At 48.5% G+C, this 26,491-nt stretch carries 37 protein-coding genes and 10 tRNA genes; 45 read left to right on the top strand and 2 right to left on the bottom strand.

Features of this window, described 5'->3' with window-relative positions:
- Positions 1 to 168 precede the first annotated feature (168 nt).
- The 14 genes from WH37_RS26860 (at position 169) to WH37_RS26795 (ending at position 5,989) form a co-directional block, all read left to right on the top strand.
- Positions 169 to 244: transfer RNA gene (locus tag WH37_RS26860), tRNA-Asn, on the top strand.
- Positions 245 to 247: 3 nt separating this feature from the next.
- Positions 248 to 323, top strand: a tRNA-Thr gene (locus WH37_RS26855).
- A 13-nt stretch (positions 324 to 336) separates the two neighbouring features.
- Positions 337 to 411 (top strand) — tRNA-Glu (locus tag WH37_RS26850).
- 5 nt (positions 412 to 416) lie between these two features.
- A tRNA-Gln gene (locus WH37_RS26845) sits at positions 417 to 491 on the top strand.
- Positions 492 to 498: 7 nt separating this feature from the next.
- Positions 499 to 574 (top strand) — tRNA-Lys (locus WH37_RS26840).
- 22 nt (positions 575 to 596) lie between these two features.
- A tRNA-Leu gene (locus WH37_RS26835) sits at positions 597 to 681 on the top strand.
- Positions 682 to 913: 232 nt separating this feature from the next.
- A complete protein-coding gene (locus WH37_RS26830) occupies positions 914 to 1,885 on the top strand; it encodes an ABC transporter substrate-binding protein (RefSeq protein WP_177218053.1) in 972 nt (323 codons plus the stop codon).
- Between the two features lie 126 nt (positions 1,886 to 2,011).
- Positions 2,012 to 3,628 (top strand): helix-turn-helix domain-containing protein, encoded by a 1,617-nt coding sequence (locus WH37_RS26825; RefSeq protein WP_046233715.1) that lies wholly within the window; start codon positions 2,012 to 2,014, stop codon positions 3,626 to 3,628.
- 34 nt (positions 3,629 to 3,662) lie between these two features.
- Positions 3,663 to 4,400: an oxygen-insensitive NADPH nitroreductase gene (gene nfsA, locus WH37_RS26820; protein ID WP_046233714.1), complete on the top strand. Its 738-nt coding sequence runs from the start codon at positions 3,663 to 3,665 to the stop codon at positions 4,398 to 4,400.
- Between the two features lie 216 nt (positions 4,401 to 4,616).
- Entirely contained in the window at positions 4,617 to 5,459 is an 843-nt protein-coding gene (locus WH37_RS26815) for an ABC transporter ATP-binding protein (RefSeq protein ID WP_046233713.1), read from the top strand.
- A gap of 195 nt (positions 5,460 to 5,654) precedes the next feature.
- A tRNA-Gly gene (locus WH37_RS26810) sits at positions 5,655 to 5,729 on the top strand.
- A gap of 6 nt (positions 5,730 to 5,735) precedes the next feature.
- A tRNA-Arg gene (locus WH37_RS26805) sits at positions 5,736 to 5,812 on the top strand.
- Positions 5,813 to 5,836: 24 nt separating this feature from the next.
- Positions 5,837 to 5,913: transfer RNA gene (locus WH37_RS26800), tRNA-Pro, on the top strand.
- A 5-nt stretch (positions 5,914 to 5,918) separates the two neighbouring features.
- Positions 5,919 to 5,989 (top strand) — tRNA-Gly (locus tag WH37_RS26795).
- 72 nt (positions 5,990 to 6,061) lie between these two features.
- On the opposite strand, the gene WH37_RS26790 is transcribed toward WH37_RS26795, so the two are convergent.
- The gene (locus tag WH37_RS26790; protein WP_046233712.1) at positions 6,062 to 7,288 is read right to left on the bottom strand and encodes a tyrosine-type recombinase/integrase; all 1,227 of its coding nucleotides are present in this window, start codon (positions 7,286 to 7,288) and stop codon (positions 6,062 to 6,064) included.
- Between the two features lie 73 nt (positions 7,289 to 7,361).
- Entirely contained in the window at positions 7,362 to 7,943 is a 582-nt protein-coding gene (locus WH37_RS26785) for a LexA family protein (RefSeq protein ID WP_231594380.1), read from the bottom strand.
- 162 nt (positions 7,944 to 8,105) lie between these two features.
- Between WH37_RS26785 and WH37_RS26780 the strand changes: the two genes are divergently transcribed.
- The 31 genes from WH37_RS26780 to WH37_RS26640 all read left to right on the top strand — a co-directional run bounded on the left by WH37_RS26780 (position 8,106) and on the right by WH37_RS26640 (position 26,300).
- Entirely contained in the window at positions 8,106 to 8,351 is a 246-nt protein-coding gene (locus WH37_RS26780) for a helix-turn-helix transcriptional regulator (protein WP_046233711.1), read from the top strand.
- A gap of 76 nt (positions 8,352 to 8,427) precedes the next feature.
- Positions 8,428 to 8,745 carry a helix-turn-helix domain-containing protein gene (locus tag WH37_RS33990; RefSeq protein ID WP_052737245.1) on the top strand — a complete coding sequence of 106 codons (318 nt, stop codon included), beginning with the start codon at positions 8,428 to 8,430 and terminating at the stop codon, positions 8,743 to 8,745.
- Positions 8,729 to 8,980, top strand: coding sequence for a hypothetical protein (locus WH37_RS36105; RefSeq protein ID WP_046233710.1), 252 nt, complete (start codon positions 8,729 to 8,731; stop codon positions 8,978 to 8,980). The genes WH37_RS33990 and WH37_RS36105 overlap by 17 nt, the downstream gene beginning before the upstream one ends.
- Positions 8,940 to 9,194 (top strand): hypothetical protein, encoded by a 255-nt coding sequence (locus WH37_RS26765; protein ID WP_143088638.1) that lies wholly within the window; start codon positions 8,940 to 8,942, stop codon positions 9,192 to 9,194. The genes WH37_RS36105 and WH37_RS26765 overlap by 41 nt, the downstream gene beginning before the upstream one ends.
- A gap of 63 nt (positions 9,195 to 9,257) precedes the next feature.
- Complete coding sequence (locus tag WH37_RS26760; protein WP_046233708.1) at positions 9,258 to 9,509, top strand: AbrB/MazE/SpoVT family DNA-binding domain-containing protein; 252 nt, start codon at positions 9,258 to 9,260, stop codon at positions 9,507 to 9,509.
- A 105-nt stretch (positions 9,510 to 9,614) separates the two neighbouring features.
- Complete coding sequence (locus tag WH37_RS35800) at positions 9,615 to 9,761, top strand: hypothetical protein (RefSeq protein WP_156182383.1); 147 nt, start codon at positions 9,615 to 9,617, stop codon at positions 9,759 to 9,761.
- A 116-nt stretch (positions 9,762 to 9,877) separates the two neighbouring features.
- Positions 9,878 to 10,207, top strand: a complete 330-nt coding sequence (locus WH37_RS26755; RefSeq protein WP_046233707.1) for a hypothetical protein — start codon at positions 9,878 to 9,880, stop codon at positions 10,205 to 10,207.
- A complete protein-coding gene (locus WH37_RS33985) occupies positions 10,208 to 11,203 on the top strand; it encodes a hypothetical protein (RefSeq protein WP_052737244.1) in 996 nt (331 codons plus the stop codon). It begins immediately after the preceding gene.
- On the top strand, positions 11,200 to 12,387 hold the full coding sequence (locus WH37_RS26745) for a metallophosphoesterase family protein (RefSeq protein WP_046233706.1): 1,188 nt from the start codon (positions 11,200 to 11,202) through the stop codon (positions 12,385 to 12,387). The genes WH37_RS33985 and WH37_RS26745 overlap by 4 nt, the downstream gene beginning before the upstream one ends.
- Positions 12,384 to 12,911: a spore protease YyaC gene (gene yyaC / locus WH37_RS26740; protein ID WP_052737243.1), complete on the top strand. Its 528-nt coding sequence runs from the start codon at positions 12,384 to 12,386 to the stop codon at positions 12,909 to 12,911. The genes WH37_RS26745 and yyaC overlap by 4 nt, the downstream gene beginning before the upstream one ends.
- On the top strand, positions 12,908 to 13,168 hold the full coding sequence (locus tag WH37_RS36100; protein WP_046233705.1) for a hypothetical protein: 261 nt from the start codon (positions 12,908 to 12,910) through the stop codon (positions 13,166 to 13,168). The genes yyaC and WH37_RS36100 overlap by 4 nt, the downstream gene beginning before the upstream one ends.
- Positions 13,143 to 15,677, top strand: a complete 2,535-nt coding sequence (locus tag WH37_RS26730) for an AAA family ATPase (protein WP_046233704.1) — start codon at positions 13,143 to 13,145, stop codon at positions 15,675 to 15,677. The genes WH37_RS36100 and WH37_RS26730 overlap by 26 nt, the downstream gene beginning before the upstream one ends.
- Before the next feature lie 208 nt (positions 15,678 to 15,885).
- Positions 15,886 to 16,167 (top strand): hypothetical protein, encoded by a 282-nt coding sequence (locus tag WH37_RS26725; RefSeq protein ID WP_074904957.1) that lies wholly within the window; start codon positions 15,886 to 15,888, stop codon positions 16,165 to 16,167.
- Positions 16,164 to 16,316, top strand: a complete 153-nt coding sequence (locus WH37_RS36095) for a DUF6906 family protein (RefSeq protein WP_177218054.1) — start codon at positions 16,164 to 16,166, stop codon at positions 16,314 to 16,316. The genes WH37_RS26725 and WH37_RS36095 overlap by 4 nt, the downstream gene beginning before the upstream one ends.
- 11 nt (positions 16,317 to 16,327) lie before the next feature.
- On the top strand, positions 16,328 to 17,254 hold the full coding sequence (locus WH37_RS33980) for a MarR family transcriptional regulator (protein ID WP_052737242.1): 927 nt from the start codon (positions 16,328 to 16,330) through the stop codon (positions 17,252 to 17,254).
- Positions 17,241 to 17,588: a replicative helicase loader/inhibitor gene (locus tag WH37_RS26715; protein ID WP_046233702.1), complete on the top strand. Its 348-nt coding sequence runs from the start codon at positions 17,241 to 17,243 to the stop codon at positions 17,586 to 17,588. Before WH37_RS33980 ends, WH37_RS26715 begins: the two co-directional genes overlap by 14 nt.
- Positions 17,584 to 19,014 carry a replicative DNA helicase gene (dnaB, locus tag WH37_RS26710; RefSeq protein ID WP_046233731.1) on the top strand — a complete coding sequence of 477 codons (1,431 nt, stop codon included), beginning with the start codon at positions 17,584 to 17,586 and terminating at the stop codon, positions 19,012 to 19,014. Before WH37_RS26715 ends, dnaB begins: the two co-directional genes overlap by 5 nt.
- Positions 19,011 to 19,541 carry a crossover junction endodeoxyribonuclease RuvC gene (locus tag WH37_RS26705; protein WP_046233701.1) on the top strand — a complete coding sequence of 177 codons (531 nt, stop codon included), beginning with the start codon at positions 19,011 to 19,013 and terminating at the stop codon, positions 19,539 to 19,541. Before dnaB ends, WH37_RS26705 begins: the two co-directional genes overlap by 4 nt.
- 5 nt (positions 19,542 to 19,546) lie before the next feature.
- On the top strand, positions 19,547 to 20,572 hold the full coding sequence (locus WH37_RS33975) for a hypothetical protein (RefSeq protein ID WP_052737241.1): 1,026 nt from the start codon (positions 19,547 to 19,549) through the stop codon (positions 20,570 to 20,572).
- Positions 20,573 to 20,620: 48 nt separating this feature from the next.
- Positions 20,621 to 20,899 (top strand): hypothetical protein, encoded by a 279-nt coding sequence (locus tag WH37_RS26695; RefSeq protein ID WP_046233700.1) that lies wholly within the window; start codon positions 20,621 to 20,623, stop codon positions 20,897 to 20,899.
- A gap of 2 nt (positions 20,900 to 20,901) precedes the next feature.
- Positions 20,902 to 22,086 (top strand): coiled-coil domain-containing protein, encoded by a 1,185-nt coding sequence (locus WH37_RS26690; RefSeq protein ID WP_046233699.1) that lies wholly within the window; start codon positions 20,902 to 20,904, stop codon positions 22,084 to 22,086.
- A 1-nt stretch (position 22,087) separates the two neighbouring features.
- Positions 22,088 to 22,318: a hypothetical protein gene (locus tag WH37_RS26685; protein ID WP_046233698.1), complete on the top strand. Its 231-nt coding sequence runs from the start codon at positions 22,088 to 22,090 to the stop codon at positions 22,316 to 22,318.
- Between the two features lie 3 nt (positions 22,319 to 22,321).
- Positions 22,322 to 22,921: an HNH endonuclease signature motif containing protein gene (locus tag WH37_RS26680; protein WP_046233697.1), complete on the top strand. Its 600-nt coding sequence runs from the start codon at positions 22,322 to 22,324 to the stop codon at positions 22,919 to 22,921.
- Positions 22,918 to 23,328, top strand: a complete 411-nt coding sequence (locus WH37_RS26675; protein ID WP_046233696.1) for a zinc-finger-containing protein — start codon at positions 22,918 to 22,920, stop codon at positions 23,326 to 23,328. The genes WH37_RS26680 and WH37_RS26675 overlap by 4 nt, the downstream gene beginning before the upstream one ends.
- 381 nt (positions 23,329 to 23,709) lie before the next feature.
- Positions 23,710 to 24,042: a hypothetical protein gene (locus WH37_RS26670; protein ID WP_046233695.1), complete on the top strand. Its 333-nt coding sequence runs from the start codon at positions 23,710 to 23,712 to the stop codon at positions 24,040 to 24,042.
- Positions 24,014 to 24,322: a hypothetical protein gene (locus WH37_RS26665; protein WP_143088640.1), complete on the top strand. Its 309-nt coding sequence runs from the start codon at positions 24,014 to 24,016 to the stop codon at positions 24,320 to 24,322. The genes WH37_RS26670 and WH37_RS26665 overlap by 29 nt, the downstream gene beginning before the upstream one ends.
- The gene (locus WH37_RS26660) at positions 24,319 to 24,522 is read left to right on the top strand and encodes a hypothetical protein (RefSeq protein WP_046233693.1); all 204 of its coding nucleotides are present in this window, start codon (positions 24,319 to 24,321) and stop codon (positions 24,520 to 24,522) included. Before WH37_RS26665 ends, WH37_RS26660 begins: the two co-directional genes overlap by 4 nt.
- Positions 24,523 to 24,533: 11 nt before the next feature.
- The gene (locus tag WH37_RS26655) at positions 24,534 to 24,764 is read left to right on the top strand and encodes a hypothetical protein (RefSeq protein WP_046233692.1); all 231 of its coding nucleotides are present in this window, start codon (positions 24,534 to 24,536) and stop codon (positions 24,762 to 24,764) included.
- Positions 24,761 to 25,327 (top strand): LexA family protein, encoded by a 567-nt coding sequence (locus WH37_RS36710; protein WP_063838047.1) that lies wholly within the window; start codon positions 24,761 to 24,763, stop codon positions 25,325 to 25,327. The genes WH37_RS26655 and WH37_RS36710 overlap by 4 nt, the downstream gene beginning before the upstream one ends.
- A gap of 10 nt (positions 25,328 to 25,337) precedes the next feature.
- The gene (locus WH37_RS26645) at positions 25,338 to 25,781 is read left to right on the top strand and encodes an ASCH domain-containing protein (protein WP_046233728.1); all 444 of its coding nucleotides are present in this window, start codon (positions 25,338 to 25,340) and stop codon (positions 25,779 to 25,781) included.
- Between the two features lie 84 nt (positions 25,782 to 25,865).
- Positions 25,866 to 26,300, top strand: coding sequence for an ArpU family phage packaging/lysis transcriptional regulator (locus tag WH37_RS26640; protein ID WP_046233691.1), 435 nt, complete (start codon positions 25,866 to 25,868; stop codon positions 26,298 to 26,300).
- Positions 26,301 to 26,491: the final 191 nt, after the last annotated feature.

The following is a 26,491-nucleotide window of genomic DNA, read 5'->3' as shown; positions in this document are numbered from 1 at the left end:
CAGCAATGCGTGCAGCTGACGAATACTAATCGGTCGAGGGCTTATCCTAACAAACACGCTAAAGTTTCAAACTTGTCTTTCGCATCCAGTTTTCAAGGCGCAACTCAATCGTAGCGTCTTTACCGTTGAACCTTTTTTACCAGGTCATTCAACGAACAGCTGAAATATTCCCTGATAGCTCAGTTGGTAGAGCACTCGACTGTTAATCGAGTTGTCACAGGTTCGAGTCCTGTTCGGGGAGCCATATGCTCTCATAGCTCAGTAGGTAGAGTGCATCCATGGTAAGGATGAGGTCACCGGTTCGATCCCGGTTGAGAGCTCCAGCTTTATTCGTAAGGCCCGTTGGTCAAGGGGTTAAGACACCTCCCTTTCACGGAGGTAACAGGGGTTCGAATCCCCTACGGGTCACCATCTATTGGGGATTAGCCAAGCGGTAAGGCAACGGACTTTGACTCCGTCATTCTCAGGTTCGATCCCTGAATCCCCAGCCATTTATATGAGTCATTAGCTCAGCTGGTAGAGCACCTGACTTTTAATCAGGGTGTCGTAGGTTCGAATCCTACATGACTCACCATTTTCCTTATAGCTTTACCCATGCGCGTGTGGCGGAATTGGCAGACGCACCAGACTTAGGATCTGGCGTTTCACGACGTGGGGGTTCAAGTCCCTCCACGCGCACCATTTAATTAAATTCAACCCTTTTATCTGAAAATGATAAGAGGGTTTTTTGATGTTCATTTTATCAAAGCCCTTCCTCCAATTAATCCAGTAAAATACGCCTGATTTTCCATGTTGCTTGATGGTTTGATTGTGTATAATGGCATAGCAGTGAGAATTACTATCAATGAAGAAACAGAAAAGGGTGGGTTCGGTGGTAAATGGAACAAGGAAATACACGATTAGGTTAGCCACGTTGCTTATAGGGTGCCTGATCGTTCTCGCAGGCTGTGGAACAGCAGCAAATTCGGGTTCGGAATCAACAGCATCTCCAGCACAACCGACGAGTGCAACGACTGAGCAAGAGCCGGCTGGCGCTTCTAATACACGCGTGGTCACTGATTCATATGGAGAGAAAGAAATCCCGGCTAACCCGCAGCGCATTTTTTCAGTGAGCGCTACTACGCCACTGCTGGCACTAGGCATTACGCCGATTGGCGGCTTGAATTATGAAATTACACCGGATTACTATTTAAATAGTTATAAAGATCAAATTAAGATTGCTGGAGATTATCCGATTAATTATGAGTCGGTTTTGGAATTAAAGCCTGATCTCATTATCGCTTCTTCCTTTGTCGAAGCAGATGTAGTTGATCAGCTGAGTAAAATTGCACCTACGGTCATCTATCCATGGGAAGTAAATTTGTATGAGCAGCTGCAGTTCATAGCCGGTATTGTAGGGAAAGAAGCAGAGGCCGCGCAATGGATTAAGCAGCATGAAGAGAAAGCGGCGAAATACAAGGAGGAAATCAAGCAGTATGTTGAGCCGGATGAGACAGTTGCTGCTATCCAGATTTTCAAAAACTCCTTTCAGGTAGCTGGCAATCGCAACATGGGACATGTCCTCTATGATTTGCTGGGGCTTAAACCGCTGCCGTCGATTCAGAAGCAAATCGATGAAAGCGATGATTATTTTGTTTATACCGATTCGCTATCACTTGAAAAACTGCCGGAGTATGATGCCGACCGGTTGATCGTCAAAGTAGATATTACGCAGCCGGGTTCCGAGCAATTTTTTGAAGAAATGCAGCAATCAGCAATTTGGAAAAGTCTTTCCGCAGTGAAAAATGGCAAAGTTTATATCGTGCCGCATGAAAAATGGTGGTCCTATACTTTGTTCTCAACTGATGCTCTGCTGGATGAAACCATGCAGCTATTCAAAAAATAAACGAAGTGTTGGCAAGGCAGCTTTCCTGATTCAACAGGAAAGCTTTTTTTTATGGCATTTTTCCGCTAAAATAAAATGGTAACATTGCTGAGAACGGTTATCATAAAGAAAGGAGCATAGGGACAAATGGCCGATAAAGGTGAGCATATAGATGATTTGCAGCTCCGCTGGGTTCAGCTTGGCAAAGGCTCATTTACCGGAGGAGAGCCAGCGCTGTCTCAGAATGCTAAGGTGCACACGTTATGGACCATAACGCAAGGAACGGCAACGGTGCTGCTCCATGGGCGTCCTATACCGCTTCAGCCAGGCACTTGCGTTCTGTTCGAGCCCAAGGCAACTATAGAGGTCGATGGATCAGTGGATGGGCGGATTCAGTATTATTCGCTTGAATTTGAAGCAGCATCTGCTGGCGATGAAGAAGATGGGGAAAAGCTGCTTTCCTTCGCTGCTGGCCGCCCCCTCTTCATTAAGCCGTTTGCACCATTAATGGACGTTTTGGATTTACTGTTTGATTTACGAACGGCTGTGAGCGGAATGGAGCGATTTAAGCGCAATATTTTGCTGCAGGAGGCCATTTATTTATTTGCCACTTCCGCTTCAGCTTCTAACGATTCTAAGGATGCGGAGCATGTCGTAGAACGAACGATTTTATATATGAAGGAAAACTATAAAGGCAAAATGAGACTGCAGGAGCTCGCGGATTTAGCGGGTGTGGGCATACGACAATATACTCATTTGTTCAAGCAGGTTACGGGAGCAAGCCCGATGGATTATTTGGGCAAGCTGCGTATGGAACGGGCCAAGAAGCTATTGCTGGTGGCTTCGAATGATATGGTCACAGTAGCCAGTCATGTTGGCTTCAAGGATGAATTTTATTTTAGCAGAAAGTTTAAGCAGCATGTGGGGGTATCTCCTCGAGTATATATGCAAACGAGAGAACCAAGGGTTATTGGCCTTCTCTATACGTCGCATTTGCTCGCACTTGGTCATGTGCCTGTAGGTGCCCCCGATTACCATCTATTCGAAAATTATTATGTGCGTGAGCATGCAAGAGCAATGACGCCCTTCAAATGGGAACCCTGTGACATGGATGCTGTTCGTGCCATGAAGCCTGACTTGATTTTTGGTTATGAGCATATGCTGTCTGAGGAGCAGGAGCAGCTTAGCCAGTTGGCTGAGGTTATTCCTATCGATTGGCATACCCAGGACGTTTATGGGCAGCTGCGACAAATTTCAGCAGTTGTAGGCAAGCGGAGACAGGAACGAGAATGGATGGAACGGCATTTGGCTAAAGCTGATCAAGCGAGGGAACGGATCCAGCATCATATTGGCGGCATGGAGACTTGCGCCGTGCTGGTCATGGAATGTGATACGTTCAGAATAGTAGGGAGCCGCAATATGGGACATGTCTTTTTTCGGACACTTGGCCTCAATCCCCATCCACTTGTGAAGCAGCATATGGAGGCGGGAGAGCCGTTTATTTTTTCCGAGCCTAAGCCGTATGATGAACTGTCAAAATACGACGCTGATCGGCTCATTATAATGGTCAATCCGAAGGATCAAGGGGCTCCAGAAGCTTTTAACGAGTTGAAAATGTCCGAACGATGGCGGAATCTCGCGGCTGTCCGCAGTGGCAGAATGCATATTGTCCCTTTTAACAAATGGTGGGTTTATTCGCCGCTTGCCATTGATGGGCAGCTTGATGAAGCGGTCGCTTTTTTGCATAAGGAAGATGTAAGTTAATAAGTGAAACTATATAAGAAAAGAGTTGATTGCGATGTGGCCTGAAACGATAGACGTGCTGCTTAATCACCGATCCATACGGAAATTTAAATCGACCCCCATTCCACAGCCGGCACTGGCAAAAATAATAGAGGCGGCGCAGCAGGCTTCTACCTCAAGCAGCATGCAATGCTTCACGGTAATCAACGTGAGTGACCAAGATAAGCGGAAAAAGCTGGCCGAGCTTTCTGGCAACCAGGCCTATATTGAGGAATGCCCGGTATTTCTCGTGTGGTGCGCCGATCTGTACCGTTATGAGCAGGCAGCCAAGCTCCATTATGAAGGCGAGCTTACGAGTACGGTTGAAAATTTTATCGTTGCAACGGTAGATACAGCGCTGGCTGCTCAAAATGCAGCGATCGCGGCGGAATCGCTTGGCTACGGAATCGTCTATATTGGCGGTATCCGCAACAATCCACAAGAGGTTTCAGCGCTATTAGGGCTGCCATCGCATGTGTACCCCGTATTCGGGATGTGCATGGGGGAGCCGGATCAAGCGCCGCTGACGCGTCCAAGATTGCCACAGCAGGCGATATTGCATGAAAACAGCTATGATCAGGAAGCGGTGGAAAGCGGCATCCAGCAGTATGACGGGACGATTAGGCAGTATATGCTGGAGCGCTCGGAAGGCAAGCTGAATACGAGCTGGTCCGAATCAATGGCGGCCAAAATCAATCATCCGCGTCTGCATATGGGCGATTTCCTCCGCAGCAAAGGCTTCTTGCAAAAATAAGAAGCCTTTGGGCCGTGTAGGGGCTATGCAAAATTATTTTAGCCTTAACAATTGCTTTATTTTCATTGACATTATACGTGAGAACGATTATCATTAATTATTGAATGATACTGATAATAGTTATCATGTTTAATGAATGACAAGTCCAATGTTTTTATATAATAAATTCAGCAAAAAACCCGTCTAAGCGGGCATCGGAAGGAGCGTGCATGTCACATGATTCGCCTCACAACATCGAATCTCGACATTGCTTATGATGAACGGTTAATCGTTCAAGATCTGAATATTGCTATCCCACAAGGAAAAATTACTGCGTTGGTCGGGTCTAACGGTTCGGGTAAATCGACGATTTTGAAAACGATGGCTCGTCTGATGAATCCATCTGCAGGCAGCGTATTGCTGGATGGGAAGTCGATTCATAAGCAAGCGACGAAGGAAGTGGCGAAGCAGCTGGCGATTTTGCCGCAAAATCCGACTGCTCCAGACGGTCTGACCGTATCCGAGCTTGTATCGTATGGACGTTTTCCTTATCAGAAGGGCTTTGGCTCTGTGAGCAAGGATGACCGTAAAATTATCCAATGGGCAATCGAAGCGACAGGGATGGTTGATTTTGCAGACCGTCCAGTTGACCAGCTGTCAGGTGGCCAACGTCAGCGTGCATGGATTGCGATGTCATTGGCACAGGAAACGGATATTTTATTTTTGGATGAGCCGACAACTTTCCTTGATATGGCGCATCAGCTTGAAGTATTGCATTTGCTTGAGAAGCTTAACGAGGTTAATAAACGAACGGTCGTTATGGTTGTCCATGACCTGAACCACGCTTCGCGTTATGCGCATCATATGATTGCTATTAAAAAAGGCAGTGTCGTCGGAGAAGGCTCGCCGCAACAGGTTATGACACCTGAGATTTTGCGTGAGGTGTTTAACATTGAAGCGGATATTATGCCTGATCCACGCACTGGTGTACCGCTGTGCATGCCTTATGCGCTCGCAGGGGAATCAGCTGCATCCAAAGCTATTCTTGATAAGAAACCAGCATTAGCTGGAGTTGTATAGTCTGTCATCAAACCGTGCTTGAAGGAGCGCGGTTTGTTGTTTTTACGGCAAGGCATGAAGCAAAGCGAATTTCAAAACGGAGAAAAAAGTTTTTTTGAAAAAGATCAAATAACAGTTGCAATTCCCTTCTCAACATGATATATTATTACTTGTCGCCGCGATGAAATGGTTAATAAACTTAGGCGAAAATATTATGCGGACGTGGCTCAGTGGTAGAGCATCGCCTTGCCAAGGCGAGGGTCGCGAGTTCGAATCTCGTCGTCCGCTCCATATTGTGTGCCCTTAGCTCAGCTGGATAGAGCGTTTGACTACGAATCAAAAGGCCAGGAGTTCGAATCTCTTAGGGCACGCCATTTCTTTACAAAAGAATCGTCTGTCGGGACGTAGCTCAGCTTGGTAGAGCACCTGGTTTGGGACCAGGGGGTCGCATGTTCAAATCGTGTCGTCCCGACCATATTTGCGGGTGTAGTTCAATGGTAGAACTTTAGCCTTCCAAGCTAATAGCGTGGGTTCGATTCCCATCACCCGCTTAACGAAGCAATACCCTTAAAAGCCTTGTAGCGCAAGGCTTTTTCTTTTATATCGGGATAACTTCCGGGAAACTAAACCGCTGCTCCGGGGGAATGCTGGGGGGAATTTTGACCAGCCATTGGATTTAATGACTCTAAACGATCGGCAGCGTCACGGCTTACCATTTCCGATTTATGCATATAAATATCGGTGGTTGTGGCTGTACGGGCATGGCGCAGCCTCTCCTGAATGGTTTTAATATCTGCACCACTCTCACGAAGTAGCATGGCCGTTGTATGACGGAGGTCATGCAAACGAATAATCGGTAAATTATTATCCTGCAGGAAATCGCTCCATTTCTTCGTTGCCGATCCAGGGAAGTACATCTCGCCCCATCCTTTATGGAAAATGTAATTTTTCTTTCCGCCTTTCCATTTACGGCGGAGAAGCTTCTCTTTTTTCCACTCAAGATAATATTCACGCAAAGCATCCATGTACCAACGAGGCATAGGAACAAAGGCCTCGCTCTCGTCAGTTTTTAATTCTCCTTCGATTTTCTTGCCTTCCTTATCAAATGTAATTTGTTTTGTAATATCGATCCCGCATCTTTCATCAAAATAAACTTCTTCCCATTCCGTGGCCAGAAACTCCCCTCTACGGAATCCGCCAAGCAAAACCCCAAGGAAGTATAACATCCATTTTTTAGGGAGACGGAATAGGGCGAGTATGACCACCGTGGTTTCTTTCCTAGTATAAGACTTCTTCTTTAGTCGCAAAGCCCTGCGTTCCTTCTTCTGAGCAGTTGGCCTTTTTACTCCATCAATGGGATTAATCATAATAATGTTCCATGAAACTGCAGCATCGAAGACACTCTTTGCGGCCTTATAAATATTAAGCTTTGTATTTGTTGCCATAGGCTGTCCATTCTTTTTGACAAGCTCGGCAAAAAAATTCACAAGGTGCAACGTAGTTATTTTATCGATCCGCATAGCGCCGAATTTTGGCAGAATGTAAATCCGGAGAAAGTTATTATTTACGAACTGGGTATATTCCCCCATGTTCGATTCGGCGTAACCTTTATCCCAGGTCTGTACAAAATCAGACAATGAGATATTCTTGGTCTTTATTATTTCTCCGTTAGAAACTTTCTTTTCGAAATTGAGCAACTCGGAAGCTAGATATAGCTGCAACTTCCGTTCATTCTTCGCAATCTCAGCGGGGACTTCTATTGTTGTACTCTTACGTTTCCATCCCACCGAATCAGGGTCCTTCGCGACAAGTTTATATTTGTTGCCGCTTTTGTGTTCATAATAAGCCAACCGAAGGTAACTCCTCTCCTATAATATATTTTGTATTGAAACAGCCCCTGCTCAAATCAAAAGCATCACCTCCTTAAAAATTAATAACTGTTTTAATGACCTTGCCTACTACTGTGATTTCTGAAGCAGCACAAAAAAGAGGCGGATGCTGTGGGTTTTCAGCCTGCAGTACAGTTTGTTCTCCGTTTTGATAAATACGTCTTAACACGGCGGATCCATTAGCCACAGCTAATACAATCTCGCCATTTGCTGCTGGAGAATGCGCTCTGATAAGTAACAAGTCACCTTTATGTATACGAGCACCGGTCATACTATCATCTGCAGCACGGAAATAAAAATATTCTCCGGCCGATAACCATTCTTTTGGAGTGACTTCAAAACCTACAATATCCTCAGGGGAGGGAATCCCTGTAATAAGGTCGATTCTAGTGTAAATCGGAAGGGTAACAACACTACTGGTTGATTCATCTGCAAACACATCATCTATGTCAACTCCATAAAAAGAAGCAAGTTTTTTTATCATATCTAAACTAGGTGTTCTTTTTTCATTTTCATAATGGGAGTAAGTCTGTTTAGATACACCCAATTTCTTGGCAACAAACTCTTGCGTCCAACCTTCAATATTTCTTAAAGCCCTCAATTTAGGTCCGTACAAAGTAATTCCTCCCTTTGCTCCTTATTATAAACACTTCCCTGAAAAAGTAAACACATAGTTGACAAAATCATAAAATTGATTGAAATATATCAGTTGACATACACACAGCGTTGATTTATTATTTAAGTCAACAGCTGGGCGACAAGAGAGGGGCTGATTAATATGACTCGTACAGCAGATACCCCGCACGTAGTGGAGCGGGAGCGAAAAAAAAGGGAGCTCTCCCAAGAACAAATGGCCGAAAAACTAAATATCACCCGCCAATACTACAATCAATTGGTCAACTATAACCGCGTTCCTTCGGTAAAGTTGGCAAAAGAGATCGCGAGTGAACTAGGCTTGGATTGGACCATTTTTTTTGTCGACAAAGTCAACACTGAGGCGACTTTTGAGGGGGAGCAATCATGACAGCTGCAGAAAAGAAACAGAAAAAGGAACAATTACTTCGGGAAATCGTCGAGGAGCTTAAGGGGGGAGGCAAGCCTTGAACACTGTCGACTTTATTGAAGCATTCAGGGCCGATGTGAAAAGGGAGCTTCGCGAAGAAATCCTTGCGGAGCTCGAGCCGGCAATTACCCAGAGGTTATACAACAATTTGTTTACCTCTGAGGAAGCCGCCCGTTATTTGAAAATATCTATTTCGACCCTCCGAAGGATAACTGACGACGGGGAAGTTACTCCGACACGTATTCGCACTACTGTAAATTACGAACAAGAGGAGCTCGACAGATATAGAGCTTCAAAAAGATTGCAGCGCCTTGAAAAAAGGGGGAAAGATTCAACAAGTGTCATTGTCAGATAAGTATGTTCTTCAATTTATGCTCGTATCAGGATGCAGCATGCACTTCGATGTTTACAAGAGGGATGGCGATGGCGGATTACAGTCCGTCCAGACGCTTCGCTCAATAAATAGCAATGCGGATCATCTACAGGAGGCACTCAAGATCACAGAGGCGATCCTCCGTGGTGAATACGCTGGAGAGGGGGTGAGAGAGCTTGAGGAAACAATTGCAGCAACTGCAGCGGCGAGTCGATGAGTTGGACGTCATGCTCACTGCAACGGTGGTGCATCCGGAATGGTTTAACGCCGACGTACTGCCGGCAGCACAAGATTGGGTTGAAGGCGAAATCGCTGCAGTTGAAGCGGAGCAGCTAGAGTTGATTAAAAGAGGGGAGGAAAACGAAAACAGCCGCCTGGGGGGGCGACTGATTTTCAGGGGTGAAACACTTGTTTTGAGTTCTGTTTATTAAATTTGATTTTTTCACTTTAACACGGATTTTTAAAAATTACAAATTACATGGAGGTTTTTATATATGAAAGCAACGGGTGTTGTTCGTAAGGTTGATAGTTTGGGTCGCGTGGTTCTTCCAATGGAGCTTCGTCGCACATTTGGTATCGCAGAAGGAGATCCGCTCGAAATTTTTGTGAACGGCGATTCTATCGTATTTAAAAAATATGCTCCTGGCTGTGTGATCAGCGGTAGCGATGAGGATCTCGTTATGTTCCAAGGCAAGCTTTACAGCCGCAAAGCAATCAAGCAGCTCGCTGCACATGCAGGCATTTAAGCAGGACAAGGCTCAGCCTTGTCTCCAGGCATCGCACCGTCTCCTCGTTGCGGTGTCCGGAGATGTGGCTGACACATCAAATTCAAACGGAAGGAGGAGAGGGACATGTCGAAATTGCAAACAGCTTTGAAAAAGGTAGCAGAGGCAATTAAAGCAGCTCAGGATCTGGATCGCAGCCGTGAGGCGAGCGTAGCTATCACACAACTGGAGACAGCAGAGCTGTGGCTCCAGAAGATTGACGTAACGAAGTAGGCACTTGCCCGCTCAATTATGCAAGCATGAAAAATAGCCCGTTGCACCGGGCTATCACCAAACTATGGATGCCCCCATTCTAGCATGAAAGCATGGGGGCGTAAAGGAGAACGATCATGGATAAACAAGCCCTTATTAATCGTTTATTGGAGCTGCCGTCGGAGATTGCTGCAGCTGAGGATATTGTGCTGCAGGAGCACATGCTAGTAGTAAGTGCAAAGGAGTCGCTGCAGCAGAAAGAAGATTCGCTGCTGCTCGGCAATGTCATTGATGGTAAGAATGCAGAGATTCGCGCCGCACAAGTTCGCCAGTTCACGGAACACGAACGCGAAGCGCTAGCCGATGCGGAAATGCGCCTGAAGAACGCTGTTGCTCGTCTCGGAAAAGGTAAAGATGAGCTTCGCGCACTCCGTGCGGTAGCGGATCTCCTGAAGGGGGCTGCTTAATTGAGCGACAACCTCACCGCAGCGCCTCAGTCCTCCGGCGGAAACTCTGGAGGAGGAGCGATCGTTGATCTTGAGTTCGGCAGTGCAGCCGATCTCAGAAAGAAGCTGGATAGCATGAAACAAAAGCTTAATCTTACAAAAGAATTCTTCCGCGAGGTCATGGTGGAAGGTGTCGATTACGGCATTATTCCCGGCACCAACAAACCAACGCTGTATAAGGCTGGAGCTGAGGGGCTTTGCGAGTTTTATAATCTTGCTCCTACGATTGCCGCCAAAGTGGAGGACAAGGTTCACGAGACAGGCTATTATGCCGTTGACGTCACCATTCGACTGATTCACCGCCACACAGGCGCAATCATAGCGGAAGGGCTTGGCCACGCAAATACCTACGAGAGTCGCTACCGTTGGCGGTGGGTGACCGAACGCGATCTTCCCCGTGAAATAGATGTGCGTGATTTGGTGAGCAAGGACTTCGCCAAAACCGGCAAGCCGCCGTGGATTAAATATCGTCTCGAAAATGACGATATGCACTCCATTTGGAACACGGTGCTAAAGATGTCGAAAAAACGAGCTTTGGTTGATGCTGTGCTTTCTGCTACTCGTTCGAGCGGAATTTTCTCTCAAACTCAGGAGGAGTTGGACGCTTACCTCCATGGCGAAGATCCAGAAGGAGAGCAGGAAAGGCGGTCAACCGCACCGCCGCGGCAACAAAGTAATCGTTCAGCGGGGCAGTCAACCTCCCCGCGACCTTCTGGCGGCACAGGGGATAATGCTGCCCTTCCTAAAAATCGGGCGCTGGCTATCAAAAATCGACTTGAGATGGACTGGAACGGGCTGGCCGCTGAAGCATCAAACGCCTTGGGGCGTGAGATTAAGCAAGTCATGAAGGAAGTTGTAACTGCGGCTGACTGGCGAACAGTCGCTGATTATCTGGAAGACCTTGAGCAAGCCGGACAAGGTAATGATTATGAAGAACCGCCGGGTGATTTGCGATGAAAATTGCTCACGTTGCTGATAGTCATTGGGGGTTCGGCTATGCCGGCCCCACGCCGGCCTCACGCTTTGAGGATATCACTAGCACAATGGACTGGGTGGCCAGCCGAATTATCACTGAGGAATGCGAGCTGGTATTGTTTGCAGGCGATGCCTTTAAGGATGCCCGAGTATTCATTGATCGGGCGACGGCCGAGATTCAGGCGTTTGTCGCGTGGCTACGCCGCCTGTCGTATGCAGGCATTGAGGTTATCGTAATCAGCGGCACACCGTCGCATGACGCCATCAGCGCCTATCACTTGATCCGAGAGATGCAGATTCCGAGGGTGCAAGTATTTACGGAACCCGAGAACGTACATGTTCACGGTGTGAATATTGCTTGCTTGCCTGGGATGAATCGTTCCAACTTCGCGACGGAAGCAGCTTTTGCTGGACTTCCACCACATGAATTTCACAGCAAAATGACGGAATGGATTACGGATCAATGCCGGGATTTAGCAGATTATGCAACGGCCTATCATGCCGGTGAAGCTGTTCCGACCATCCTCCTAAGTCATTTAAGCTTTGATTTAGCAGACACAGGGTTCGAGGACGCGCTGCTGCAAAACGAGCCGATCCTCACGGACGAGGCGGCTCGCATGTTCGATCTAGTTTGTTTGGGGCATATTCACAGGCCGCAGTTCGCTGGCAGCAATGTATATTACAGCGGGGCGCCAGAACGGCATAACTTTGGGGATGAGCATACGGAGCCGGGATTTTGGATTCATGATACGGAGACGTTTACTACTAAATTCGCCAATTCCGAGTTTATCAAGACTTTTGCCCGCCGCTTTAAAACGATCGATTGGTGCGACATGGACATTCAAGCCTGGCTTGATGGACAGGTGGACGATTTTGCAAGCATTCAGGATGCAATCGTCCGAGTCCGTTACGCCTGCAGCGAGGAGTTGCAGAAACAGTTCGACCGCCGATCGCTTGAAAAGGCACTGTATGATGCCGGCGCGTTTTTTGTTGCCGAGATCCGGGCAGAGGTTGAGCGGAGCGAACGCATTCGTGACGTTGAGGTCACTGAGGGGCTGAGCCCGCTTACCGCTCTTGCTGCTTGGGGGAACAATCAAGGCCTTGATGCAGATGAGATCGAGGAGCTGCTGGCCATGACGACGGATCTAATGGAGGAGCCGACATGAACGATTTCACAAAGGAATTAAGAAGGATTATTCCAAACCGATTGAAGCATGTCACTTTCGTTTGCATCGGTACCGATCGCTCGACGGGCGACTCACTCGGCCCATTAGTTGGTACATCCCTAAAACGGTTGGGTTACCATGTCATTGGTACGTTAGAGGACCCTTGCCATGCCGAGAATTTGAATGAATGCTTGGAAAAAATCCCTCCTAAGAGGAAGGTCATTGCAATTGACGCATGCTTGGGACGCGTTTCTAGTGTAGGCAAGTTACAGCCTGGTATTGGTCCTATAAAACCAGGGGCGGGGGTGGGTAAAGATCTTACCCCTGTAGGTGATTATCATATAAGCGGAATTGTGAACGTAGGTGGCTTTATGGAATATTTCGTTCTGCAAAACACACGTCTTCATTTAGTTATGGAAATGGCTGATCAGATAGTTGATGCCATTGTACGAATATTTCCACCCGCTTTTATGGCGGAAGTAGCTTCCTCAAAAGAAAACATGATAGAGGTGACCGCGATTTGAACGAAGTTTTCTACGGGTATTGCTTTCCCGAACCTGATGGATGGCATACCCCTTCCGTGAAACTCAATTCGCCTGAGGAAGTTCATCGATATACGCAGTTGCACGGGAAAACAGGAATGTTTAAAGAAATTCGTGTGACAGATAGCAGCGATCATATCGTTGTTCAAATGATTAATGGAAAGTACGTATGGCCAGAAGAATGGAAGGTATTGAACAAGGAGGTTGCTACAGGTGATTCCATTACGCATAGTCCTTAATAATTTCAGAGCCGTGAGCCACGCCGACATTGATTTGTCGGCGGTTTCCTTGGCGGCCATCGCAGGGAAGAACGGAGCGGGTAAGAGTTCCGCTTTCACTTTGGCTCCGCGCTTCGCACTTTTTGGGGATGTGGTCAAGGGTGTAAGCCTGGACGACCTCGTTCGCCGCGGCGAGCAGGAAATGTCCGTAGAGTTTTGGTTTGAGCATCAGGGCTGTATTTTCCGGGCTATCCGGACGCGCAGCACCAAGGGCAAAGGTAAATCCACCTTGGAGTTACAGCAGCGTGTGAATAGCGCATGGGAGAGTCGCTCCGCCGAGAAGATTGTCGATACAGAGGCAGTTATTCGGGAGCTGCTTAATCTGGACGACGAGACGTTCACGTCCAGCTCCATGATCCTTCAAGGGCAGGCCAACGCCTTTACGGGTGCAACGGCTGGCAAGCGTAAGGAGATCCTCTCACAAATCCTCGGTCTCAATGTATACGAGCAACTGCAGGAGAGGGCGCGGCAAAAGAGTGCCGACCTGAATATTGAAATTGAAAAGAGCAAGGACAAGCTGCTGACGCTGGATGAGCGCCTATCCGTTAAGCCATCTAAGGCAATCGAGCTGGAGGTGGCAGAGGATCAACTCAGCATTACGCTAGCCATGATCGAGCAGGATGAGGTGGCTATTAAATCAAGCGAAGCTGCCTTAACTAGCCTGAAGGCAAAGACTGAGCGTATCGGTCATATCAATCGTGAGATCGGCAGCGAAGATGATGACATTTCCATATTGCATGCAGAGCAATCTGAGCATGTTGGCCGTCTTGATCGGGCTGAGAAGATTCTGGCTAACGCTGACACGATTCAGAGCAAGTCCGCCGCGTTGGTTATCCTTAATCAACAAATCGTCACCTTGGAGGCGCAGCAGCCAGAGCTTAACCGGCTGCAACAGAGCTTGACTCTTATCTCATCCGACCTGTCCAAGCTGGACGTGTCGGTATCATCCCTTTCAGGGCGGATGGATGTCCTACAACTTGAGCTTGCTGGCCGCGAGACTCTTCGGCAGCAAGCAAACGAATACGAACTGGAGTTGGTTAGGCTTCAAGCCTTTGAGGAGCAGGCGGAGCAGCATAATCTGCTCGCCGCCGAACTACGCATTGCTGACACGGAGCATGAGCGCCAGCGAGCTTATATTGAGCTGCAGGAGCGCGTTCTTGGCGACAAGATCGGCGTCCTTGAGCAAAAAGAGGCGTTGATGCACGACAGCGGTTGCTTACCAACCTGCAAATTTCAGCACGAGGCCTCAGTGGCGGTTGCCGAGCTTCCGGAATTGCGGCGTCAACTCACGGAGCTTGACCGCTCTGAATTGGACAGGCAAGCCGCTGTTATCGCAGACAAACGGCAGCAGCAAGATGCACTTCAATATCACAATATGTCGCATAAAGCCTGCCGACAGAGGGTTGATCAGCTTAATAAGGCCAATACGGCCTATGCGCAGCTTGCTAGCAAAGAGGAGTTGCTGGAGCAGCTTAGCTCCCAATATGAGGAAGCGGCTGCCCGGCGGGTGGCCGAGCAAGAAAAGCTTCAACAGGTCACAGAGCAGGTTGAGCAGCTTTCAACAGCACTCGCGCCACTTCCACAATTAAAGCTGGATGCGGAAGGACTAGAGCGCTGGGCGAGGCTTAAAGATCAAATCGCAGCTGCCCAGGAAGCCAGACTGGCAGCAACTGAACGGATAGCCGCAATCTCCTTATCGATAGCGGCAAAGCAAGTCCGCAAGTCCGATTTACAGATAGAGCATGATGCACTCGTACTAGATACGCTTGATCATGACCGCATCGATGCGGAGCTGACCGTTCTCAGAGTGGCTATTCAGCGTGTGAAACAGCAGCAATCATCTTTGACCGAGCATATCGGCGGCATTAAGGCTGTACTTGCGTCGCTCGAGGCGGATCAGCAGGAGCGTGACCGGATCTATGCAGAGCTTGAGCCATTGTCCGTGCGGTGGACCCGCTACCAAACGCTTATTAAAGCCTATGGCCGCGACGGTATCCCGGCGCTCATCATTGAAAATGCTGTTCCGCAGCTGGAGCGCATCGCCAATGAGATTCTTGGCCAGATGAGCAAGGGCAAGCACTATGTGCGTTTCGAGACGCAGCGCGAGCTTAAATCTCGTGCCGGCTTATCTGAGACACTCGATATCATGGTGGGTGACTGGTCCGCTGAGCGGCCATATGAGACGTTCAGCGGCGGGGAGCAGCTTCGCATCGATTACGCCATCCGCTTTGCACTGGCCGAGCTGCTTGCTCAGCGTGCTGGTAGCAAAGTAGAGTGGCTTACGATTGATGAGGGGCTTGGCTCGCAGGATGCTGAGCACCGTGCACTTGTGCTGGATAGCATCAAGGCTGTGGCTGGACGCTTTAAGCGAGTATTGGTCATTACTCATATTGAAGATGCGCAGGCTGCCTTTGATCAGGTTATCCGATTCGATAATTCTGACGGCGGAGTCGCTGTTCAAATCGCATGAGTATCCAGCAGCTAGATTTGTTTTCATTTAACCAAGAGGAGCGTCCTGCAGCACCGCAGGCGTCTCCTATTTTACGGGGCTTTTACTACGAGGCCAGTACCGATAAATTCGTTTCATTCAGCTTAGGGCGCCGTCATTACGAGGTTTCGGCCAAGCGTTGCACATTCAGCAAGGCATGGCAAACAAAGATAAAAAAGGAGAGATCGATTTGAGTAAAACAGAGTTAGATGAAGCGACAGATCGAATTGTAAAGTACCTTCACACGGAGTTCCTACAGGCAGCAGAGGGCGGCGAGGAGCAACTGCAGCGTTTTCTAAGCGCGACAGTGTTTACTATTGGTTCGTTCATACCAAGTTCGGTAGAGAAGGAAAGCATTATTCCCTTCACCACTACGATTATGGAAGCAGTCGCTGCCGGTATTCAAACTGGGCTCAAGATTGCTAATGTGCCTGGGGAGCTAACCATTGTGACAGGACGGAGAAGCTCATGAAAAACGGCAAGCGTCCGACGCGGCGCCAGCAGGCGGCTATCGCAGCAGCAGGATTGACGGTAGAGAACTGGCTAGTGACCAAGCATCTACCGAATGAGCTGCACTTGGTACACCGTTTCGCAAGTGCGAAAAGAATTATTCAACTTTAGGGGATGATTGCATGCCAGGCAGTTACCCTTTTCCGATGTACTCCGGACTTTTGGAGCCTGAACACTACAACAAAATAAGCAGCGCGATATGGCTATTCCTGTGGTGCGTCAGCTCCACAACTACGGAAAAGGAAAAGGAAGGAACTGTGTGGGGCGTCGTCCTCGGGAACAAGCCACTCCAACTGGCGGAACTAGCCGACAAGTTTGGGGTTAGCGTGAAGACTGTAAGCAGATGGCTCAGCACGCTGGAGGAGCATCAATATATCAGGGTGACAAGAGCACCGAGAGGATTGATTCTTTCGGTCAGAAATTCCAAAAAATATACCATAATGACCCAGGACACAAATGTCCGATCACTAGAAAGTGATCAGACATTTGTGTCCGATCACATAGATTCTGACAAGACAAAAATGTCCGATCAGGGGGCGAGTGATAAGACATTATTGTCCGATCACAGCCCCGAAATGTCGAGTGATCAGACAAAAATGTCCGATCTAAAAGATATTACTATTACTACTACTATTTTAAAACCTATTAGCAAAGCCGACATCGATGCCGGGATGATTGCTATTTTGGATGCTTATTGCAAATTACACAGGAGGCTTGATTTACACGTCAGACCAAACGAGCGCTTAGCCATGGGTAAGATGGTCGCCGGAGGGATGCCGTTCCCTTTTACCATCCAAACTATGACGCTCCTCCTCGAGGAAAAGCGCAAACGCGAAGGTGACGATTTCAAGAATCCTAGCAGTTTCCTGTACTACGTTAGCGGCATTGAGGATGCCTGGCGTAATTCCCAAGCGGTTGATGTTCAGCCTGCTTCTGCCGAAGATCAGCAGCCGGTTGTGAAAAAGCAACCTCAGCCGGGCAAGAAGCAGACCGCTGCTGAGGATTTGCGAAGACGAGCAAGGGAGGAGAGAGAGCGTGGACAGAGCTGATGTGTTGGATTTATTCGCGGAAATTGCTGCGGAGTATCCTACTTTTGATTCCAGCGATGCGGAAGTAGATCGCCATTTTAAATATCTTCACGATTTTCCTTTCGAAGCTGCCAAGCAAAATGTGGAGCAGCACATTAAAACCAACAAGTGGCCGCCGGCAATCGCGGATATTCGCGGCAAGCTGGGCGATCAACTCGACAGCCAGCGCGGTAAAGAGCAGGCCGCAGCTTTCGAGGCTCAGCTCCAAGAGTGGGAAGCAGCAAGCAGCCCTCCACCGGCAGGATTTTGGGAAGCTGGTCGGCAACTGCTGAGGAGGGACCCGGTTGGAGATTAATTACTACGAGCTATTAGGTATTGAGCTTCCGTGTGATCTCTCAGCCGAGCAGGCCGTGCTAGGCGCTGCGCTACTAGAAGCAGAGGCATATGAAACGATTGTAGGCACGTTACACGGCGGTGAATTTCATGACAAGGCTCACGCTCGTATATTTCGGGCAATGCGCCGCTTGAACGCCGATGATAAACCGATTGACTTGGTCACTTTGACCGCGCAGCTGCAGGATACGGAGGAAATTGACCAGATAGGCGGCGTTAGCTATCTTGCTAGGTTGTCTAGTTCAGTACCAACAGCAGCCAATGCGGGATTTTATGCTGAACGTGTTCTGGAAATGTTTCTAAAGCGGCAAGCAATTGATACATCGCTGGAATTACTTCGAGCAGCTGCTCATGATCAGGACATTAATGGCTTCGTCGCAATGGCGGAGACGTCCATGGCCAAAATTACGGACCGGGCTACTCCAGCAAAGGAATTTGTCGGATTAAGGGACGTTCTGCTGGAAGTATGGGAGGATGCGGAACATCGGTACACGGTTCGGGCAGTAAATCGAGGAATCACCGGTATCGAGTCAGGCTACATCGATCTGGACCGTATGACATCTGGATTCCAGCAAAACGATTTAATTATCATTGCGGCACGCCCTTCCGTTGGGAAGACAGCTCTCGCTTTAAACATTGCGCAAAACGTTGGTATTCGGGGGAAAGAGACAGTCGCCATTTTCAGTTTAGAGATGTCGAGAAAGCAACTCGTTCAACGCATGGTTTGTGCGGAGGGTAACATCGATGCGAGCCGAATGCGGACAGGGTATTTTGAAGAGGACGATTGGAATAAAATGACCGAGGCCATGAGCAGTTTGGCCACGGCCGATATTTTCATCGATGATACGCCAGGTATAACGGTAAGTGAAATTCGCGCCAAATGTCGCCGTCTCAAGAAGGAGCGGGGCTTGGGAATGATTTTGATTGATTATCTGCAGCTTATCCAGGGCAGAGGACGCGGCGGGAGTAACCGACAGGAAGAAGTTTCGCAGATCAGCCGCACTTTGAAGCAGATTGCTCGTGAACTTGAGGTTCCGGTGATTGCGCTCTCCCAGCTCAGCCGTGGCGTTGAACAGCGACAGGACAAGCGTCCGATGATGTCCGACCTGCGGGAATCCGGAGCGATCGAGCAGGATGCGGACATCGTAGCGTTCCTTTACCGTGATGATTATTACGACAAGGAATCAGAAAAGAAAAATATTATCGAGATCATTATTGCCAAGCAGCGTAATGGTCCGGTTGGCACGGTGGAGCTGCTGTTCCTGAAGAATTACAACAAATTTGTTAGTTTAGAGCATACCTACAGCACCAGCCCGGAAACTCCTGATCCTCCTCCGAATGGCAAGCGGGTACCGGATATGTACAACAGGAAGGGGCGGAGCGCGTGAAGCTGCTAGGGATTGATCACGGAACAAACTATGCAGGATGGGCTACGATGCGAGACGGCAAGCCTCTGGCCCTAGGGTTATTTGATTATAGCGCCGCAGCGATGCCGAAAGTTTTAAATGAAATATATCAGGATTCCTTTGCATTAATAGGGCAGGAAAAGCCGTCAGTAGTTGTGCTGGAAAGGCCTGTCCATTTCAAAAATGCCAATTCTGTCTTGGCACTGGTCGGAGCTTATTCAATGGTCACGTTGGCTGCGCTGCATCAAGGTGTCCGAATCGAGGGCATACGGCCTACCGAGCTTAAGATGCAGACTGGTAAGGGCAACGCGGATAAGGAGACGGTGGCAGTAGAAATGCAAATGCTCTTTGATATTGATTATGACAAGCTTGCCGTACCTGTTCTGTATAAAGTCAACGATTCGAGAGGGAAATACAAAATCGGGGACGTAAAGGAAAGGCTATTTGACCCATCAGATGCCTTGGCGCTTTGCTGGGCATTTCATAAAAAAAATAAAAACGGAGTGTGAACGTAATGGGATACGCAGAATTTCAGCCGAAGGTTACGAAAGTAAACCTTAAACCAGGCGGCGTGGTTGAAGTTATTTTGACGACGGCGCTTAGCGATCTTCGCGGCAGCATAGAAACGTTGTCGGAAATGATCGATCAAAAGGTGCGCTTGTCGATGGAGTCGACCGTTGTGACCTATAACGTCCAAATTAATGCCCGAACCGAGAAGCCTATTAGGTCATATAAGGTCGATGAGTCAGGCATCGTTAGTGAGATTAAGCCAGAGGGAGAACAAATGAAATTGGATCTCGGTGTGACGGATCCAAAAGAAAAGCTCAAAGACGTTCCCACGGAGATCGGCCGCGAGGTTGTGGACGCATTTATCCTTTCTGGATTAGCACCAGAATACGAAGGGAATCGCTGGTATCCAGTTAAAGAGTGGATTGAGCGTTTTAATGCCAGCGAGACTTACCTCCGCATTGCTTCAGACGCAGGACTAAGCAGCGGCAGACTCATTGAGATTATTGATGGATACCGTCAGCATGTGGCACCGCTCGCTGCTAAGTGGGACGAATGGAGGCAGTCACGTTTAGGCGATGATCCAGAAGACGATCTTGACGAAGAACAGCAGGATGAGAGCCAGGAAGAACCTTCTTCCGAGCAACAAGATGGAGCTTCCGAATCGGACGGGAAAGGTGAGCAGCCGGTGACGGTGCAGGAACAAGGAAAAGGCCAACAGCCCGATCAGCCTTCTTCCAATGCCGAGGGTGCTGGAAAGGAAACGGAAACTCCTTCTTCCGATTCAGGAGCAAGCACTCCCAAGGGGACTTTACCTATCACGGGGGACGACTTAGACCAGTATATCTTAAAAGCCAAGCCATCGTTCCCAGATATTCTATTCGATTTCCCGACGTTGTTGGCTCGTCGGAAAAACGGTGAAACATGGCTAAAGATTGCCGCCAGTCTGGGTATTCAGTCCAGCCAGCTTTCAACCGCATGGGGTAAATACAAAAAGCTTGTTCAGCAGCAGCTAGAAAACGGAGCTGCCTAATACACGGCCTGCTGCTCATTAGGGCAGCAGGCTTCCATGGAGGGGACTATGGGGAAATATGACGACAAACGCCGGCAGTTCCAACAGCTCAAATCGCTGAGTAACGATAAATTTTGGGAAGCGATGAATGTACTGCACACCAGGGCTTACGCAGCTGCTCAGCGGCATTACAGTGAGGCAATGGACATCGAGCTTACACCACGCCAAAAGCAGGCGGTTGAAGCTAAAGCTACGGAGATCCGCGAGTTGTGGGACGGTATGGAAACGGTGGATACGGATGCAACGGGGGCGGAAGTTTTTAAGCCGGCACCGATCAAGGAGGGTTAACCTTGGGCAAAGAAAACGGCTATTCAGCAGTCAAATCGTGGTTTATGACACCGGAGCAGCAGGCTGACCATAATGCGCGATTGCGCACAAAGGTCGATGGTCCGCAGATTAAACGATGGAAACGGAGCATGACGCAAGAGCAGTATCTGCAGGCAGTTGAGAGCGGCCAGAGTGCCGCAGACATCATGCTGAAGCATTTCAATAACGATCGCCAAGAGTTCGCTAAGCAACTTAAAGAATGGGGGATTAAGAAAATGGCAGAAACAAAGACTGGATTAACCAAAGATGAGTATTTGCGCCGGCGTGCCGCGGGTGAGGGAAGGACGCAGATTTTTAATACCCTTGCCCCGATGAGCAAACGGAATTTCAACTCTATCTTGTCGGAATGGGGTATCCGGGAGGGCGATGCGGAGCAGCGGGCCTTGGAAATGCTTGTTCCAAACGCAGCCGCTTCAGCTGAGCCGCAAGGTTTGATCGCCATTAACGCAGCGAGGGAGCAAGAGGCAGAATCCGAAGCTCTTAATCGCATCCAGGAGCGAGCTGCAGAGAAGGATGTCGAAATCCTCACGCTGCAGAACCAGTTGCAGAAGGAAATTGACAATAATGACGAGCTGGAGGCGGAGAATTTGCGCTTCGCAACTCAATTGACGGATGCGCAAGCTGAAATTGCTATTCTTCAGCAGCAAAAGGCGGAGCTGATCGAGCAGGTGGATACGGCAGCTCGCGCCATGGAGTACGAGACGGCCGAGAACGCAAAAATGAAAACCGCACTTGAAAGTGCTTCGGATAAGGCTGCTGAGGCTGGGCGAAAGCTTAAGAAAATGGACGAAGAACAGCAGATTCTTCTCGCTACCCTCGAGCAGGCTGCCGAGCAAGCTGCTATTCAAGAGAACGACATTATCACGCTATGTATGCCGATTTTGTCGGTGGCCATCGCCAATGTGGAGAGAGCTCGCATTTATGATGCGGTGGGAGCTTTGAGCTCGGATGTCGAAGCCGCGGACATCGATCGCGAGCGAGTCATGCAGGAGTTGTTTGATCTGCTGCAGCGGGTAGTTAACTTCGTAACCGCTGATCTGGCTGAGTTGCATCCTGGCCAAAGCGTTGCTGAATTCGTTCATGACTTCTTCGGCTACTACAACAGCCGGCACATCGATAACGTCACAGCGCAGCAGGAGGCTGTTTAAATTGAGAAACACCCTAGGAGACTTGAATAACCATTTGTTTGCTCAACTGGAGCGGTTAGCAGATGAAGAGCTGACCGGGGAAAAATTGAACGAGGAAATCAGCCGAGCTAGGGCTGTTACAAGTGTGGCCTCTCAGATCATTGCAAACGGCTCTCTCGTTTTGGAAGCTAGAAAGCTAGTTGATGATCGGATGAACGCTAACACCACAATTCCCAAAATGCTGGAGGGGTAGCAGATGATTCACCGTTACACGATGGAACAACGGGAATTCATCAAAAACAATGCCCTGGGTAAGGGAAATGCAGAATTGGCCAGCTTATTTAACAAGAATTTCAATACGAATCTATCAAAAGAGCAAATGAAAGGCTTTAAGGCTAACAACAGGATTAGCAGTGGGTTAACCGGTCGTTTTGAAACAGGGCATGTGCCATTTAATAAAGACACAAAAGGGCTATCTAATGGCGGGGAAGTTACTCAATATCGGAAGGGTCACAAACCTCACAATTACGTGCCAGTAGGTTCGGAGAGGGTAAACAGTGATGAATATGTTGATATCAAAATAGCCGATCCGAATAAATGGCGTGGGAAGCACTTGATTGTTTGGGAGCAGCAAAACGAACGTTCCGTCCCAGAGGGCCATGCAGTTATATTCGGTGATGGCAACAAGAGAAATTTTGAACCTGACAACTTGATACTGCTTACTCGCGGACAATTAGCAATTATGAATAGAAGAGGGCTAATCAAAAAGGATGCTGATCTGACGCGAACAGGCATTATTATGGCGGACCTCATAGGGAAAATCAGTGAGAGGACGCGGGGGAGAAAGAGAAAATGAAGAAGGTTGACAACTATCCTGTTCCGACGAGCTGCCCATACTGTGGCAGCGTCGTCGTTTATACAAGCAATGCGGTCATTTACGGCAAGGTGTATGGAAACGGCCGCTGTTACAAATGCACCAGGTGTGACGCTTATGTCGGCGTTCATACCGGCACCAACACTCCACTTGGCCGGCTCGCTAACCGTGAGATGCGAAAGTTGAAAAAGGAATGCCACGCTTTGTTTGATCCAGTGTGGCAGGGAAACAAAAACCTAAAGCGAGTTCAAGCTTACGGGCGCCTGGCGAATGTGCTGGGCATCCCTCACAATGAATGCCATTTTGGCTGGTTTGATAAGGAGATGCTGCTAAAAGTAAAAAGCATCCTTTCTCGTCCAGGATGGCATAAGGGGATAAGCTGGCGCTGAACTTTAGTGGAGTGAATGCAGAGGCGAGGCTGGGTGTGCGATCCTCGGTATTCTAATGATCATTTTGTTTTAATGAACTGTTAGCTTGGTTGAGATCCCACCATATTGACAGGTTAGAAGCTCAATGAATAGGGGGAGAACATGAAACGGCAGTGTAAATATTGCAATTTCTGCAAGGAACAAGGCAGAATGCAATCGCAACGGAACCGCCTGGGACGTAAAAAATATTATTGCGTTCACCCGGAAACAAAAGACCTGACGGACGATAGGGGCCGCCCGATCTATAATTTCGTTGGCTTCGGTGATATGACTTATCCCAGCCCCCTAACGCTGAAGACGTCAAAGAAATGGTGTCCAGCAAAGTAATGAGGAGGAATTAGCGTGGCAATAGAAGCGCACAAGTGTAATCAACCTGAATGCAAAGGTTTCGTGGTATTTGAGAATGCTGATTTTGATATTAAGGACATACCGACCGACGAAGTGTACGGGTGTTATGCGTATGATCGTCCACACTGTAGCGAGTGCGGCAAAGAGTTTCTGGTAATCCCGTATTATATCGTTATTGACGTCAAAGACAAAGATATGGGCGATTGGGAACAGATTGAATTTGCTTGCATGACGCAGTTTGAACGGCGTCAGCGTGAGCGGAATATGTACGCTAGTAAAATTGAAAGGGTGAACGGTAATGACCGGATCTCGTTATATGATTGTTAAGGGCGGAAGCCCGGCGATTCACAAACTCGGAGATATCCGCCGGGAAGAAGATGAGCTTATTATTGTAAAGTCGGAAACCGAAGACCACTTCATCGGAAACTTTGTTGAAGGTTTCGGCTTCATGGAAGTGAAGTACCAGAAAAGTGATTGCAGGCCGCTGCTTCCGAGTGAAATTGAAAAATTGAACAACAGTAGAATTGGACTTGGCGGAATCATTTATAAATTGCAGGTTGATTCGGAAGGGTATCCGATTCAGACGGATGAAAAGGAACGGCAATGAACAAATCGACAGTCACCTATTGGATGTGGACGGAACTGGCTGAACGGCTGTCCGCAGAACGCGGCATTCACCGCAAATCCGGTGATACGGTCATGGAGTCACATGAGGGCCGACTGGTGCGCAGACTTACCGTTCCGCGGAGCTGGGTCGATAAAGGTTATGTGGTAGAGGCGCCGGTGGAGCAGCCTACTTTATTTTAAGGAGATACATCATGGCAAAGATTACTATTCAATACGAAGATGGCAGGCCAGATGAGGTTCACGATGCTGCACAGTTCATTTTGTTTCATGTGCCGCCAAGCGTTAAGAAGGAGCAACTGGTTATGACTGCGCAGTGTTCCTATGATTTCATGCGTACAACGATCACTGAGGCTCACGCAAAGGAGTTTCATAAGCGTGCATTTAAAGCGATGAGCAAAAAGCGAATGGGGGATCGGCAATGATTGAACTCAACGAAGCAGAAAGGCAGAAAATTCGAAAGGTCGTGGCCGCTGCTTCCCAGGGCAAATGGACAGCCAATTACGGAAAATTTGGAGAGCTCAACGTCTATGATGAGAATGACGACCGCATTACGATCGATATAAGCGAAGAGGATGCCGCTCTCATCGTTGGAGCTCGCGAGTGGCTTACTGGGCTGCTAGATAAAGTAGACTCGCTGATTCTTGAGAATAACGAGATGCATGGCAGCATACAGCGCTGGCACGAACGGGTGATGCGCGTCGAAAAAGAGAATGCGAGTTTGAAAGCTGAATTGGGGCAGCCAACTCCTCCTGCCAATCTCAAACCGTTAAGCAATAAGCAATCTGAAGCGTACAGATTCATTTCAGACTTCATCCGTCGTAATCAATACAGCCCAACTACAAGAGAAATTCAGGATGCCATGGGGTACGCTTCTTCTTCGACCGCTCATCACATCACGGAGATGCTGGAGCGCAAAGGATACATCAAGCGTATGGGCAAGCGAGGGATTGTACTTGTCAGTGAGGAGACTAAAAAGGATGAATGAATTCGAAGAAATGAAGGCAATTACCGTTTGGGAGCCCTGGGCAACGCTATTGGCGCTCGAAGAGAAGGGCTTCGAGACACGCGGATGGCCTACTAAGTACCGCGGCAAAATCGCTATTCATGCGGCGAAGAAGATAGACCGCGGAGCCTGTGAGACGGAGCCAATCAAGTCAACGTTGGCCAAGCATGGATATACAGCAGATAACCTGCCTACAGGGGCGGTAGTCGCCATTGCGAATCTTTCAGAGTGCTGGTCGGTTGGCGAAGATTACGAAAGCGGGATGCCAACTCTATATAACGGTGCAGGAGGCACAACCAAGAGAATCAGCTTGCAAGAAGACAAATTCGGTGATTACACCCAAGGTCGCTTTGCTTGGGAGATGTCGGGGGTAACCAGGCTTCAAACGCCGATCCCGGCGAAGGGACAGCAGGGCTTATGGACCTGGCGTAAATAAAACAATCCCCCGCACCTTGGCCGGCCCGCGGGGGAGTTTGAAATTATTAAACCTGCATCACCAATTATAACGGAGGTGCAGGGAATGACACAATTGCAATTTCCTTGGGAGATAGATAGAGAAGCAACACGGGAAGCGGTGGAGCAGCGTTTGGAATCAGCGAGACTGTTCGCGCAGCTCGGCTTCATTCGTCGAGAGACCAAAATGACCTCATCGCCCGAGCCTAGATTTCACGGCGCGACGAATGTTACCAGCAGCCCGGTAGAGGATACCGCTACGTATAACGTGGATACAGAGCAGCGACTTGAAAAAGAATGCGAACAGGTCCAACAGGTAATTTCACGGTTGGGCAAGCTCGAGCGCCAGCTTATACAGAAGCGTTACATGGAGGATGGAGAGACATTCGATTACAACGTATACTCCGAACTTCACTTGAGTGAGCGGAAGTATTATAGGATCAAGTCCAATGCCATCTATAAACTGGCATTCGCCTTGAGGCTGGAACGTTACGTAGATTAGTGGCAGATAAATGGCTGATTTTTGGCAGAAAAGCGGCAGAGCATTAGGCTCTAGCCGTGATATTATAGTAATGTGCCAACTGAGGTTAACCGACCTCCTCCTCTTATATGCCGCTCCTCCGGGGGCGGCTATTTTATCCTCTGCTGAATGGTTCGGACATTCCGGACTGCTCAAGAGGGGATAACCCTCTA

Origin of the sequence: Paenibacillus algorifonticola (assembly GCF_000971975.1) — a bacterium.
GTDB lineage: Bacteria > Bacillota > Bacilli > Paenibacillales > Paenibacillaceae > Pristimantibacillus > Pristimantibacillus algorifonticola.
The sequence above is the reverse complement of the archived record's forward strand: the minus strand, read 5'-3'. Positions and strand labels throughout refer to the sequence as shown.